The sequence below is a fragment of the Paraburkholderia sejongensis genome (assembly GCF_020880815.1).
GTDB classification, from domain to species: domain Bacteria; phylum Pseudomonadota; class Gammaproteobacteria; order Burkholderiales; family Burkholderiaceae; genus Paraburkholderia; species Paraburkholderia sejongensis.
The window spans coordinates 134,211-147,995 of record NZ_JAJITD010000009.1; the positions used below are offsets into that span (position 1 = coordinate 134,211).

Consider the following 13,785-nt stretch of genomic DNA (forward strand, 5'->3'; position numbering starts at 1 on the left):
ACCTGACAACCCGCCTACGCGCCGCTACCGCCGAACGTTTTCTCCGGGACAGGAATGCCGGGAGAAATCGCTCGATAGTATTTAGCGTTTGAACTGTCCCGTGTGCGGATCCACATGGCGCGCAAAACCGAACAGCGCGGCAATGCAGATAGGACAGGTAATCAGAAACACGGCCAGCATTTGTCACCCCGTAACAACTTGTTACCGGGCAGTCTAACGATTTTTAACCTCAATTTAATGAGGGAAAACCGCAAATCTCTATTGCAAACGATTACAGCGAGCTTAAAAAACGCGCCTTTTCGCGAGAATTAGATCGGCGCTTCTAGCGGTCGCCGCCACGCGCTTTGCGTTTGAGCGCCGGCACCGGCCCGACCGATTCGCGCATCGTCACGCTGACCGGAAACTCGCGAAAGATCTCCCACGTCGTCCCATAGCACTGATTGACGAGCCAGCGCACCGCGTTCTGCGTGAGTTCGGCGGTCGGAATATGCACCGACGTGAGCCCGGGCGCCGTATAGGCGGCCGAATAATCGTCGTCGTAGCCGATCACCGAAATGTCGTTCGGCACCGAAACGCCCGCCTGATGAAAACGCGCGAGCACGCTGAGCGCCATCGTGTCGTTCGCGCAAAAGAGGCCGGTCACGCGCCGCTTCGACTCGAGCAACTGTTGCGCGGCCGCGTAGCCGCCCTGCGGAGAAAAGTCCGATTCAATCAGCGTGACGTCGTCGCGCGCGATGCCGGCGCGCGCCAGTTCGCCGAAAAAGCCTTCGACCCGCGCCTGGTTGTCCGACGCGGTAGCCGGCCCGGAAATCACGCCGATGTCGCGATGGCCGAATTCGAGCAGCGTGCGCGCGGCCAGCTCGCCGCCGTGCCGGTGATCGGCGCAGAACGACGCGTCCGGCAACTGCTCGAACGCGCGATTGAGAAACACCATCTTCGGATGCATCCGGTGCAGCATCGTCAGATCTTCGTCGTGCAGGTCGTGGCTCATCACGACCACGCCGTCGCAATCGCGGCCGATCAGAAAGCGCACCGCCTCGATCGCCTGCTCGCGCGGCGAGACCTCGCCACAACCGGTCGCGACCACCACGTGACGGTGCACCGCGCGCAGCTCGGTGTCGATCTGCGTGAGGATCGTGCCGTAGTAAGAGCCGAAAAACGTCGGCACGAACAGGCCGATGATGCCCAGCTGCTGGGTGGCCATCGCCCGGCCGATCGACGACGGGCGGAAGTTCAGCGTCTCGATCGCCGCCTTCACGCGGGCGGCGGCGTCGGCGGAAACCGGTCCTTTACCGGAAATGGCTCGTGAGGCGGTCGACATGCCCACGCCGGCCAGTTCCGCGACATCCTTCAAAGTTGCCACGCGGTTCTCCATCAAGCCTGGCGCTGTTTACATAGGGCGCCGCCTCGCGTTCGGGCGCGGCGGCGTCACAGACGCGCGCCGCCCGCTTCGTCGAACAGCGACACGTGCGCGGCGTCGAGCGAGAACGCCACGGTGTCGCCTTCGGCAACGGCCGCTTTGGTCTGATCGATCGACGCGATCTGCTCGCCATGATAGTCGAGCCAGATCACCCGGTGGTTGCCCATCGGCTCAACCAGCGAAACTTTTGCGGCTTCGCCGCGTGCGCTGTCGTTCGCACCGGTGTCCGAGCCCGCCCGCACGTGCACGTCTTCGGCGCGCACGCCGAGCACGCAGCGCTGGCCGTGCCTGGGCGCCGCGGGCGCAGGGTCGGCCGTCTCGTTGAACGCATACGACGACACGTCGAGCCGCAAGTGAGGCGTGCGGAAAGACGTGTTGCCGTCGCTCGTTTCCAGCGTGCCCTTGAGCAGATTCATCGCCGGCGAACCGAGAAAGGTCGCGACGAACAGGTTGGCCGGCCGCGCGTACACCTGCGCCGGCGTGCCGAACTGCTGGATCACGCCGCCGCGCATCACCGCCATTCGCGTGGCGAGCGTCATTGCTTCGACCTGATCGTGGGTCACGTAGATCATCGTCGCGCCGAGCCGCTGATGCAGTTGCTTGAGCTCGCGGCGCAACTCGGTGCGCAGCTTCGCATCGAGATTCGACAGCGGTTCGTCGAACAGGAACACGTCGGCCTCGCGCACGATCGCGCGGCCGATCGCAACGCGCTGGCGCTGGCCGCCCGACAGTTGCGACGGCTTGCGTTTGAGCAGCGGCCCGAGTTGCAGCATCTCGGACGCGCGCTCGACCCGCCGCGCGATCTCCGCCTTCGGCGTGCCGTTGATACGCAGCGCAAACGACAGATTGCGCTCGACGCTCATCGTCGGATACAGCGCATACGACTGGAACACCAGCGCGATGCGGCGATCTTTCGGATCGGCCCACGTCATGTCCTCGCCGGCGATTTCGATGCTGCCGTCGCTGACGTCGATCAGGCCGGCGATGCTGTGCAGCAGCGTGGACTTGCCGCAGCCGGACGGCCCGAGCAGCACGACGAACTCGCCCGCGTTCACGTCGAGATCGAGGTTTTCGATCACCGTGTTCGCGCCGAGGCGGATCGTCAGATTGCGGACCGCGACGTTGGCCGGCTGCGTGAGCGCCGCGCTCGCGTCCCTTGCGCTGGCCGCATCCGCGAGCGCGTCGACCGATGCATTCATCGTATTAGCCATGTTTGCCATGCCCTACCCCTTGACCGCGCCGGAAGCGATGCCGCGCACGAACCAGCGGCCCGAAACGAAATAGACCGCGAGCGGCACCATCGACGTCAGAATGGTCGCCGCCATGTTGACGTTGTAGAGCCGCTCGCCGGTCGTCGTGTTGATGATGTTGTTCAGCTGCACGGTCATCGGCAGGTTCCTGGTGCCGGCGAACACGAGGCCGAGAATGAAGTCGTTCCAGATGCCGGTGACCTGCATGATCAGCGCGACCACGATGATCGGCGTCGACATCGGCAGCATCAGTTGCAGGAAGATGCGCCAGAAGCCGCCGCCGTCGATCCGCGCGGCCTTGAACAGCTCCTGCGGAATCGACACGTAGTAGTTGCGAAACAGCAGCGTCATCACCGGCATCCCGAAGATCGTATGAATCACGACGACGCCCGGCAGCGAGCTGAACAGATGCACGCTCGCGAGCACGCGCACCAGCGGATAGACCATCACCTGCACCGGAATGAACGCGCCGAGCAGCAGCACGCCGAACAGCAGGCCCGCGCCGCGCGGGCGCCAGAAACTGAGCGCATAGCCGTTCACCGCGCCGACCGCGATGGACAGAACCGTGCTCGGCACGACGATCCGCACCGAGTTCCAGAAGCCGACACGAATGCCGTTGCAGTCGAGCCCGGTGCAGGCCGACTGCCACGCGGCACTCCACGCGTCGAGCGTGAAATGAGTGGGAAACGCGAGCAGATTGCCGACGCGGATTTCGCTCATCGGCTTGACCGACGTGACCAGCATCACGTACAGCGGCAACAGGAAGAATGCGGCGGCGCTCAGCAGAAACAGATAAATGCCGATGCGCGCCGGCGAGAACGCCGAGCGGCGCGGCCGCGCGTGCGCCCTTGTGGTTGGCCCCTTCAGCGAAGCATCGAGCGTATTCATGCTTTCTCTCCACGCAGCGCCGCGCGGCTGCGCGCATAGAAGAACGGCGCGAGAATCGCCAGCACGGTGGCCAGCAACACGATCGACGCGGCCGACGCGAGGCCGATGTTGGCGCGCCCGAACAGGTAGTCCATGATGAATTTGGCCGGCACTTCGCTGGCGGTGCCGGGCCCGCCCTGGGTCATCGCGACGACCGCGTCGTACAACTTCACGACCATCACGAACAGCAGGACGAACGCGGTCGAGATCGAGGGTCCGAGCATCGGCACGACGATGCTCGCGTACACGCGCCAGCGCGGAATGCCGTCGAGCCGCGCGGCCTTCCACAGCTCTTCGTCGATCCCGCGCAAGCCGGCGAGCAGCAGCGCCATCACGAGACCCGACGCCTGCCACACGGTCGCGATCACGATCGTGTAGATCACCCAGTCCTGATCGACGATCCAGTCGAAGCGCGCATGCGTGAAGCCGAGCCTGTGCAGCACCTGCTGCGCGCCGAGTTCCGGATTCAGGATCCACTGCCACACCAGCCCGGTCGCGACGAACGACATCGCATACGGATACAGAAACACCGTGCGCAGCGCGCCTTCGGCGACCACCCGCTGATCGATGAAAATCGCCAGCAGCAAACCGATCACCATGCACGCGACGATGAAACACGCGCCGTAGATCACGATGTTCTGCAGCGACACCAGCCAGCGGTCGTTATGGAACAGCCGCGCGTACTGCGTGAGGCCGATGAAGTTGTCGGACGGAAAGGTCCGCGAACTGGTCAGCGATACCCGCGCGGTCCAGACCATCGTGCCCAGATACGCGAACACGACGGTCAGGAGCATCGGCAGCAAGGCCAGCCAGACCGCGATCGAAAAGCGCCGTTTCAGCGGTTTATGACGCGGCGCACGGCCCGCCTGGTGAAGCGGTTTCGAACCATCGGCTGGCAGCTTGAGCGCGTGCATGGCGGGACCCTACTAGCTCTTGAGTGCGTTGGCGAAGGCTTTCTGCGCGTCGTCGATCGACTGGTTCTTGTTCCAGAAGTTCGTCACGACGTCGGTCAGCGCGCCCTGGGTATCCGGCGACAGCAGCATTTCCGGATTCGGCAACTGGCGCGACTTGTCCTTCATGATCGCGATGCCCTCTTTCGCGCACACGTCGAGGCTGTTCGCATCGACGTCGGGCCGGATCGGAATCGAGCCTTTCTTCGCGCTGAACGCGACCTGCGCCGACGGCGAGGTCATCACCGTGGCGAGCAGGTTCTGCGCCTTGATCACGGTCGCGTTGTCGGTCTTCGGGAACACGAACACGTCGCCCGCGACCAGATACGGCGAGCGCGCGCCGAAGCCCGGGAAGCAGCCGTAGTCCTTGCCCGCGGTCTGATTGGCCGCGACGAACTCACCCTTGGCCCAGTCGCCCATGATCTGCACGCCGGCCTTGCCCGAGGTCACCAACGCGGTCGCGTCGTTCCAGTTGCGGCCCGGCGAGCCCGGATCGACGAAATCGTGCAGGCGCTTGAACGACACCAGCACCTTTCGGAACGCCTCCGAGTTGACCGCGTTCGCGTCGTGATCGCGATACACCTTCAGATACAGGTCCGGGCCGCCGACGTTGGCGAGCACCGCGTCGAAGGTGATCTTTTCCTGCCACGGCTGGCCGCCGAACGCGAGCGGAATCACGCCCGCGCTTTTCAGCTTGCCGAGATCGGCGATGAATTCGTCGTAGCTCTTCGGTTCGCTCGCGATGCCCGCTTTCTGGAACACCGGCTTCGAATAGAAGTACCAGGCCGGCATGTGGATGTCGACCGGCGCCGCGTAGTAATGGCCCTTCACGCGGATACTGTCGAGAATCGATTGCGGGAAGATGCCGCTCCAGTTCTCCTTGGTGGCGACGTCGTCGACGTTATTCAGGAGTCCCTGGTCGATCAGGTCGTGGAACTGCTTGGACGTATTGAACTGCGCGGCGGTGGGCGGATCGCCGCCGACGATCCGGTTGATCGCGGTGGAGCGCGCCTGGTCGGCGCCGGCCACCGCGTTGTCGACCCACTTGCCGCCGGCCTTGTCGTACGCGTCGGCGAACTGGCGGATCGCGGCCGATTCGCCGCCCGAGGTCCACCAGTGAATCACGTTGGCCTTCAGCGGCTCCGCGTGCGCGACGACGCCGTACAGCGCCAGTGCGGCAGCCACGCCTCGTAAGACCATTTTGCTGCTGTTCATTCCGTCTCCTCCGGGATCACCGCCCGTGTGTCAAGTCGAAAGACTAACCAGCTCCACCCTTCGTTACCGCGTTGCTGGCGCCGCTTCGCGCGGCGCTCGTCGTGTTGTTGTTTGCGTGGCTCTCAGGCTCGTGGCACGCGCTGTCACGCGAGCGCCTTGCGCTCCTTCAGAAACTTCGCGACCAGTTCCGCGCTGCGTTTGAGCGTGCGCTTCTGTGTGCCGTAGTCGACATGCACGATCCCGAAGCGCCGCTCGTAACCGAACGCCCACTCGAAGTTGTCCATCAGCGACCACAGGAAATAGCCGCGCACGTCGACGCCGGCCTTGATCGCCTGATCGACCGCGGCGAGGTGGCGCTTCACGAACGAGATGCGCTGGGGGTCGTCGACGCGGCCGTCGACCACCTTGTCGTCGGACGCCATGCCGTTTTCGGTGATGTAGATCGGCGGCAGATTCGTGTAGGTCTCCTTGAAACCGGTCAGAAGATCGCGCAGGCCGTCCGGGTGCACTTCCCAGCCCATCTGCGTGCGCTCGACGCCGGCCAGCGGCACCTCCTTGAAACCATGCGCGCCGTCGCTCGCGACGTTGGTGCGGAAGTAATAGTTTATGCCGAGGAAATCGAGCGGCGCGGCAATCGTGCGCAGATCGCCGTCGAGCACCAGCGGTTCGGTGCCCGGCCACAACTCGAACAATGCTTGCGGATAGGCGCCCTTGAGCAACGGATCGAGAATCCATGCGTTGTGCTGAACTTCGAACAGCTCGGCCGCGCGGCGGTCGGCGGCGCTGTCGCTATTGGGCGTGCCGCGCCCGACATTGGCGACGATGCCCACATGCGCGCGCGGATCGTTCGCGCGCAGCACCGGTACCGCGAGACCGTGCGCGAGCAGCAGATGATGCATCGCCTGGGTCGCGTAGCGCACGTTGGTCAGACCCGGCGCGTGATGGCCGTTGCCGTAGCCGAGGAACGCCGAGCACCACGGCTCGTTGAGCGTCATCCATGCGTCGACGAGGCCATGCAGTTCGCGGCTCATCAAGTCCGCGTAATCGGCGAAACGGTACGCGGTGTCGCGATTGAGCCAGCCGCCGCGATCTTCCAGATACTGCGGCAAATCCCAGTGGTACAGCGTCGCGAACGTCGTGATGCCCTTCTCTTTCAGACGCGTGAGCAGACGCTTGTAGAAATCGATGCCCTTGCGGTTCGGCGCGCCGCTCGCGTCCATCACGCGCGGCCACGCGACCGACAGCCGGTACGCTTCGAGGCCGAGCCCCGCCAGCAGCTCGACGTCCTGTTCCCAGCGGTGATAGTGATCGCACGCGTGCTCGCCGGTGTCGCCGGCCAGCACCTTGCCGGGCGTCGCCGAGAAGGTGTCCCAGATCGACGGCAGTCGGCCGTCCTCATGGATCGCGCCTTCGATCTGATACGACGCGGTGGCCGCGCCGAGCAGGAAGTCCTGGCGCCATAGCGACGAGTCTTCGGGCGGCGTGAAGGGATCACTGCGCGGGTCGCTGCCCGGCTCCTGATGCGGCTGGTTCGGGGCGGGCACACGGGCGGCGTCGATGACTGCGGATGCTTCGTTTTCCACGAATTCTCTCCTGCGCTGAGGTCGTTGAAGCGGGTGTGGCGGAAGGGGGGCGCTGCCGTTTGCAGCGGCCCGAAAGCTGCCGCGGATTCATCAGTGGAAGCGCTTCCACACGGACCAGCGAAAGATAGCAGTGGGCAAATCTTTGCGGCAATGAGGGTTTGTCTGGAGCGCTGCTGGCACGCACGATCGGACGATGCGGTGCGCATCGCTTAGCACTGCAATGGATGCGCGTGACGCGAGCACGAACACGTCAATCGAACGCCCCGGTCCGCACTTCGCCGTCCTGCAGGTAGTGGGTGATCAGCACGCCGCCCGGCGTCACCGTCGAGCGCAGCAGTCGGAACGCGCGCGGCAAGCCGTCGTCGCCGAACAGCCGTTTGCCGCGTCCGAGTATCACCGGGTAAATCACCAGCCGAAGTTCGTCGACGAGGCCGGCGGCGAACAGTTGCCGCATCGTCGCGCCGCTGCCGAACGTCAGCAGATCGGCGCCACTTTGCTGTTTCAGCGCGCGGACCGCGTCGGCCAGCTCGCCTTGCAGCGCATGACTGTTTTGCCAGCCGAGGCTGTCCGGCCGATGCGTGGCCACATGCTTGCCGACCCGATTGAACAGATCGGCGATCGCCCAGTTGCCCGAGTCGGCCGACACGCCGGGCCAGTACGACGCGAAGATATCGTAGGTGCGCCGCCCGAGCAGCAGATCGAACGGCTGCGAGAGCAGGTCCTGCAGGTTGTCGCCGATCGCTTCGTCGGCATACGGGACGATCCAGCCGCCGAAGCGGAACTCGCCGCCCGGATCCTCCTGCGGCGCGCCCGGCCCCTGAATCACCCCGTCCAGACTGATGAACGCGGATACCGTGAGCTTGCGCATGATGTCCTCCGTTCGCCGTTGGTCGTTGGTCGTTGGCCGTTGGCCATTCGCCCTTAGCCGGCCGCGCCCGATGCAAGCGCCGGCCGCGCGCCTAGTTGGCCGACACCATCAAACGCTGGCCGTTGGCGGCGTGCTGCTTGCGCAGAGTCAGGCGGTTCGACACGCTTCTCACGCCGAGCACGCCGCGTGCCGCATTGGCCGCGCGCGAAATCTGCCAGGTCTCGGGCACCGTGCCGGTCAGCGTGACGACGCCGTGCTGCACCCGGATGTGAATCGTCGAATCGTCCATGTCCGGCACGCGCTGCAACGCGCGGCGCACGTCGCGCACCACCGAGGTGTCCGGCCTCGTTCCCGGCGGCGAGCTCGGCCCGGCCACGCGCAGCAGCGCCCCGCCTGGGGGATTCGCCGCGCTTTGCGCATGCGCGATGCTCGCGCCGCTCGCGAGCATCGCCATCCAGATCGTTACGCCGAGCCGCCTCGCAGCAATTATTTTCATGTTGTGTCCTGACAGGAGTTGAGCCGGCACGACCCGGCCATCCACGCGAGCCGCGTCGCGCGCTCATCCATACTAGAGCCGCCGGTACGACGGCGCAATGTAATCGTCTGCACAAACGCCCGATTACATGCGGTGTAATTGCCTCGCCCGCGACGCGCTTCTACTCTGCCCGTCATGCGCCGCCATGTCCGGCAGCGCCCATCGACCGAGGAGATACCATGTCGCGCTACCCCCTTCACACGATCGCATCCGCCCCCGCGCAATCGAAGCCCGTGCTCCAGCAATTGCAGCAGGCGTTCGGCCTGATTCCGAACATCGCCGCCACAATGGCCGTCTCGCCGACGCTGATCAACGGCTTTATCGGCCTGTTCGAGCGCGTGCACGCGAGCAGTCTGAGCGAGCCGCAGATTCAGACGCTGTTGCTGACCAATGCGGTCACCAACGCGAGCGAATGGCCGGTCGCGTTTCATACCGCACTGGCGTTGCAGCAACACGTGCCGCCCGCCGACGTCGATGCGATCCGCCACGGCTTGCCGCCCGCCGACAGCCAGCTGGCCGCGCTGTCGGCGCTGGCGCGCACGCTGATCCAGCAGCGCGGCCACCTCGACGACGCGGATCAGAGGCGCTTTCTCGCCGCTGGGTTCAGCGCCGAGCAACTGCTGGAAGTGATCGCGGTGGTCGCGGCGTCGACGATCACGAACTACACCAGCAGCGTGACCCGGCCGCCGCTCGAAGCACCGTTCGAGGCATTCGCATGGCATGCGCCCGCGCAGTGAAGCCCCGCTGCGACACCCTCCATCCACACCGCCCCGGAACCATCCGATGACCGCCACCCGACCCGCTCCGAACGCACTATCGCGCGACCTGGGCGACCTGCTGCGCTACTGGCGCGACGTACGTGGGATGAGTCAGCTGGATCTGTCGCTCGAGGCCGGCGTATCGCAACGACAGATCAGCTTCATCGAAAGCGGACGCAGCGTACCTGGCCGGGACACGTTGCTGACGCTCGCGCAAACGCTCGAAGTGCCGCTGCGCGAGCGCAACGCGCTGCTGCTCGCCGCCGGCTACGCGCCGATGTATGCGGATGCGCCGTGGAACGCGCGGGAGATGCACGGCATCACCCGCGCGCTGGAACGGATGGTTCGACAGCACGAGCCGTTTCCGGCGATCGTGATGGACCGTCACTGGAACGTGCTGATGACCAACGACGCGGCGCCGCGCTTTTTCGGCTGTTTCGTCGACATGGCCGCGCGCGAGGGTCCGCGCAACATGCTGCATCTGATCTTCGATCCGCAGGGGATGCGCCCTTTCGTGGCCGATTGGGATGCGGTGTCGCGCAGCCTGCTGCAACGGGTGTACCGCGAGTCGGTCGGTCACGCGATCGACGCCGGCACCCGCAGCCTGCTCGACGCGCTGCTCGCGTACCCGGATGTGCCGCGCGACTGGAACGCGCACCACGGGCCGGACGGCGCGACGCTGCCGGTGATTCCGCTCGGCTTCGTCAACGACGGCGTGGTGTTGCGCTATTTCTCGCTGGTGACGAGCGTGGCTGCGCCACAGAACGTGGCCGCCCAGGAACTGCGGCTCGAATGCATGTTCCCCGCCGACGACGAAACCGAAACGCGCCATCTTCAGTTGCTCGCCGCACATGCGCCGGCGCGGTAAGGCACGAGCCGGCGACGCGACGCGACGCACTCGTAGCTCACAGCTCACAGCTCGCGACGCGGCCGCGCCGAACTTCAAGCCTTCCCCGTCGGCTCGAACGCGCCGCGATCATACGCATCGCAATAGTCCTTCCAGTCGGCGCTCACCTGCGCTGCGCACTGCGTCGCCAGATCGACCAGCGGCAACTGCCAGTCGCGCCGGCTACCGAATGCGATCAGGTCGTCGGCGATCGCGGACTTCTGCCGGCCGCCGCTACGCAGATGCGCCCATGCGCTCAGCTCGGCCATCGTGTTGATCACTTCTTCGAGACGCGGCAGCTTGCCGTCCCAATCGGCGAGCGCGACGCGGTCCTCCGACGGCTGCAAGCTACGCAGTACGTAGGAACGCTGATTGAAATCGACCGCGTGCAGAAACGCCTGCGAGACCGCCTGATTGCGCCGCTGCACTTCGACCACGCGCTGCGCTTCGCTCTGCCATTTCGGCTGCGCCGTTTTCACGTGCGGGGCGACCGACGACGGCAACGCCTCCTTCAGATCGATCAGATAGTTGCCGTCTGGCGAGCCCTTGCCTTCGACCAGAATCACATAGCGATCGACGCCGAGACTGCCGGTGCCGGCAATCCGTCGCGCGACGTCGAGGGTGCGATAGAACTGCGGGTTCGGCTCGCCCGCCGCGAACTGCTGCATGAATTGCAGCACCGCCGCGCGCTGCGCGTCGCTCACCGGCAGCGCTTTTTTGCCGTCCACTTTCAGCGCGCGGGTCTTGCCCTTGAGCACCGTGCGCCGGTCGAGGTGCGCGGCGCGCGTGCGGCTCGCGAGCGCGTCGAACAGATCGCGCACCATGCCGGTCGCGATCTCTGCTTCGATCCAGCGCGCTTTGCCCTGAGCCAACGCGGCGCCGTACGCGTCGAGCGCGGTATGGCACAGCGCGAGCGCCTGCGCGCGGCTCAGCTTCAGATCGGCTGCGCCGACCAGCACGCTGGTGAGCAGCCGCACCAGTTCGTACGGCGGCGGCGCGAGACAGGCTTCGTCGAAATCGTTGTTGTCGAAGTAGATCAGGCGATTGTCGGCCTTGTAGCTGCCGAAGTTCTCCAGATGCATGTCGCCGCAGATCCACACCGGCGGTGCATCGTCGAGCACCTTCGCGCGCGGCAGCCGTTCGTAAAACAGATGACAGGTGCCGCGCAGAAACACGAAAGGCGAGCCGCGCATCGCCTTGTATTTCATCGCGAGCCGTTCGGGGTCGCGGCCGGCGTTGTAAGCGGCGATGATCTGTGCAATATCGGGCATGGGACGGCTTCCATTAATGAGCGGCAAGCTTGCCGGGTGAGCATGTGACCGCCGCGCCTGACGCGAATTCAATGCGGCCGCAGCGACTGCACCAGCGCCTGCAGATTGAGCGGCTGCACATGAATCATGCCGCCGCGCGGGCTGTCGATGTCGGCGATCAACGTGAACGCGAGCGACACGACCAACGGCACCACCAGCAGCAGGCCCTCGCCCGCTTTCAACGCGCGCGCGCCGTAGCCGACCAGCAGATTCGCGCACATCGCCATCACCGCCATCAAGCCCCAGGCCGCGGCCGGGATGCGGTTCCACCACGCGGCCTGCGCATAGCCCTGGGTGTTCAACACGTCGTTGACCGCGGTAACGACGAGCGCGGCGATCGGCGTCGGCTGCGCGGCCGCCGCGCTTCTGACGGCCGACCACATCCGGTTTTGCAGCCGGGCGCTCTCGCTATCGACGCGTTCGAGCGCCCGCGGATCGCGTGTCGTATAGAACAGCACGCGCTGGTCCAGATAGCTCGTTAGCGCGCTGCGCAGCGCTGCGGACTCGGCGGCAGGCAGCAAATCGGCGCGCAGGTACGCGGTGCCGATCGCGTTCGCCTCCTCTTCCTCGAAATGCTCGCGCTGGTCGTAGCGGCCGACCGCCATCGAAAACGTGAAGCCGATGATCAGCGCGAGCAACGTGAGCGTCGCGGCCTGGATCACGCTGAAGTCGTCGTGCGCATCGTCGGCGATTTTTCTGAAGCGGCGCAGCAGCGTCGCGCCGATCCGCGCCGACGCCCACATGATGACGAACGAAACGATGAACACCAGTTCGGGATGGTTCAGAACGTTTGGCATGGCGTGCGTTGTTGTTGTGCGTTGTTGTGCGTTGTTGTGATTCGCGAACACGAACCGCGGCCCGCAACGATGCGGGCACGACCGTCTGCATGATAAGCGGCGCCGTCCCGCCGCGGCCAGAGCGCAGCAAAAAACCGGGCGTGCAAGCGCGAGCCGGCTGGTCAGAAACCCGTCATCAGAAAGTAGCGTCCGTCCGCGCTGACGTTGTGGCCGAAGCCGCACGCTTGCGGCGAGCCGTGCGTGCGCACGTCGAGCGTTTCGGGCGCGACGAGGCGGAACTCCAGCAGGCATTTGTCGTCTTGCCGGTCGTAGCGCGCGAGGTCGGCGATCTTCGCGGTCGCGTCGAGCGGCGCGCTGCTGCTGGTGTCGCTGACCGGCACGCGGGCGACGCCGTCGAAGAAGCGCACATACGCGGACAGGTCGCCGACGTTCGCGCTCGGCTCGCCCTGCGCGTCGACCATCGGATAGACGAAGTCGCCGTCGATCCGGTACACGCCATGGCGTCCTTTCACCGGCTTCACGTCGATGCTGTTCCATGCGCCGAAAAACATATAGCGGCGAAAGCGGGCGCCGTCGGCCGGCACACCGTTCACCAGCTCCTTATGCGCGATCGACTCGAAGCGCTCGCGCGCCGCGCCGACCGCGCGGCCAAGCAATGCGTCGTGCGGATAGTCGTCGCCGCGCGCGAGCGCGCTGCGGTAGAACGCTCGTGCGTTGGGCAGCGCGCCGAGCTTCAGTTGCACGTCGCCCTGATGCACGAGCGCCATCGCGACGCGCGCGCGGGCCGAACTCAGCGCTTTCGGCGAATCGTTGTCGGTCGCCTGCAGCACGGTCGCCTCGGCGAGCGCCGCCTCCATCGCGACCAGCGATTGCGCGTCGGCGATGCGTCCCGCGTCGAGCGCGGCCACGCCGAGCGCCGCGCACGACGCGTTGGTGCGGCACGCGACGTTCTGGCCGGCGAGCAACTGCCGGCGGTACAGATCGGCGCGCGAGTCGGGGTGCTGTGCGGGAGCGGCCGCGCTCGCCGGCCCCAGCGCGACGGCGAGCGCCGCGAGCGCGGTGGCGGTCGTGAGTACGGAAGCCGCGGAGACGACGGCGTTTTTGAGGTTCATGAGCACCAGACGAGAGAACGTGGGTGTTGCGAAAGCCGTTTCAAAACGCCGTTTTTATAGCGGCCGATGCTGTGTGCGAGCGTCGATGCCGCGCTCGTGATGCTGACAGAAAAATGGGGATTGCGCGATTGGGGGAAACGGGCTTGGTGTCACTGCCTGAATGGGGGTGAGCCG

The 13,785-nt window shown here is 65.6% G+C and carries 13 protein-coding genes; 2 read left to right on the plus strand and 11 right to left on the minus strand.

Annotated elements, in window-relative coordinates; genetic code table 11:
* Positions 1–322: 322 nt before the first annotated feature.
* The 8 genes from LJ656_RS18945 to LJ656_RS18980 all read right to left on the minus strand — a co-directional run bounded on the left by LJ656_RS18945 (position 323) and on the right by LJ656_RS18980 (position 8,709).
* The gene (locus LJ656_RS18945; RefSeq protein WP_230510909.1) at positions 323–1,375 is read right to left on the minus strand and encodes a LacI family DNA-binding transcriptional regulator; all 1,053 of its coding nucleotides are present in this window, start codon (positions 1,373–1,375) and stop codon (positions 323–325) included.
* Between the two features lie 53 nt (positions 1,376–1,428).
* Entirely contained in the window at positions 1,429–2,640 is a 1,212-nt protein-coding gene (locus LJ656_RS18950) for an ABC transporter ATP-binding protein (RefSeq protein WP_230510910.1), read from the minus strand.
* Positions 2,641–2,643: 3 nt separating this feature from the next.
* A complete protein-coding gene (locus tag LJ656_RS18955) occupies positions 2,644–3,558 on the minus strand; it encodes a carbohydrate ABC transporter permease (RefSeq protein WP_230510911.1) in 915 nt (304 codons plus the stop codon).
* Positions 3,555–4,511 carry a carbohydrate ABC transporter permease gene (locus tag LJ656_RS18960; protein ID WP_230510912.1) on the minus strand — a complete coding sequence of 319 codons (957 nt, stop codon included), beginning with the start codon at positions 4,509–4,511 and terminating at the stop codon, positions 3,555–3,557. The genes LJ656_RS18955 and LJ656_RS18960 overlap by 4 nt, the downstream gene beginning before the upstream one ends.
* 12 nt (positions 4,512–4,523) lie before the next feature.
* Positions 4,524–5,762, minus strand: coding sequence for an ABC transporter substrate-binding protein (locus LJ656_RS18965; RefSeq protein WP_230510913.1), 1,239 nt, complete (start codon positions 5,760–5,762; stop codon positions 4,524–4,526).
* A gap of 143 nt (positions 5,763–5,905) precedes the next feature.
* Entirely contained in the window at positions 5,906–7,345 is a 1,440-nt protein-coding gene (locus LJ656_RS18970) for a GH1 family beta-glucosidase (protein WP_230510914.1), read from the minus strand.
* Positions 7,346–7,595: 250 nt separating this feature from the next.
* On the minus strand, positions 7,596–8,213 hold the full coding sequence (locus LJ656_RS18975) for a dihydrofolate reductase family protein (RefSeq protein ID WP_230510915.1): 618 nt from the start codon (positions 8,211–8,213) through the stop codon (positions 7,596–7,598).
* A gap of 91 nt (positions 8,214–8,304) precedes the next feature.
* Complete coding sequence (locus tag LJ656_RS18980; RefSeq protein ID WP_230510916.1) at positions 8,305–8,709, minus strand: BON domain-containing protein; 405 nt, start codon at positions 8,707–8,709, stop codon at positions 8,305–8,307.
* Between the two features lie 218 nt (positions 8,710–8,927).
* On the opposite strand from LJ656_RS18980, the gene LJ656_RS18985 reads away from it, so the two are divergent.
* Both LJ656_RS18985 and LJ656_RS18990 read left to right on the plus strand, forming a co-directional pair.
* The gene (locus LJ656_RS18985; protein ID WP_230510917.1) at positions 8,928–9,485 is read left to right on the plus strand and encodes a carboxymuconolactone decarboxylase family protein; all 558 of its coding nucleotides are present in this window, start codon (positions 8,928–8,930) and stop codon (positions 9,483–9,485) included.
* A gap of 46 nt (positions 9,486–9,531) precedes the next feature.
* Entirely contained in the window at positions 9,532–10,374 is an 843-nt protein-coding gene (locus LJ656_RS18990; protein WP_230510918.1) for a helix-turn-helix domain-containing protein, read from the plus strand.
* Between the two features lie 74 nt (positions 10,375–10,448).
* On the opposite strand, the gene LJ656_RS18995 is transcribed toward LJ656_RS18990, so the two are convergent.
* The 3 genes from LJ656_RS18995 to LJ656_RS19005 all read right to left on the minus strand — a co-directional run bounded on the left by LJ656_RS18995 (position 10,449) and on the right by LJ656_RS19005 (position 13,611).
* Entirely contained in the window at positions 10,449–11,663 is a 1,215-nt protein-coding gene (locus tag LJ656_RS18995; RefSeq protein WP_230510919.1) for a DUF2252 domain-containing protein, read from the minus strand.
* 68 nt (positions 11,664–11,731) lie between these two features.
* On the minus strand, positions 11,732–12,499 hold the full coding sequence (locus tag LJ656_RS19000) for a bestrophin-like domain (RefSeq protein WP_230510920.1): 768 nt from the start codon (positions 12,497–12,499) through the stop codon (positions 11,732–11,734).
* 161 nt (positions 12,500–12,660) lie between these two features.
* Positions 12,661–13,611: a hypothetical protein gene (locus LJ656_RS19005; protein ID WP_230510921.1), complete on the minus strand. Its 951-nt coding sequence runs from the start codon at positions 13,609–13,611 to the stop codon at positions 12,661–12,663.
* Positions 13,612–13,785: the final 174 nt, after the last annotated feature.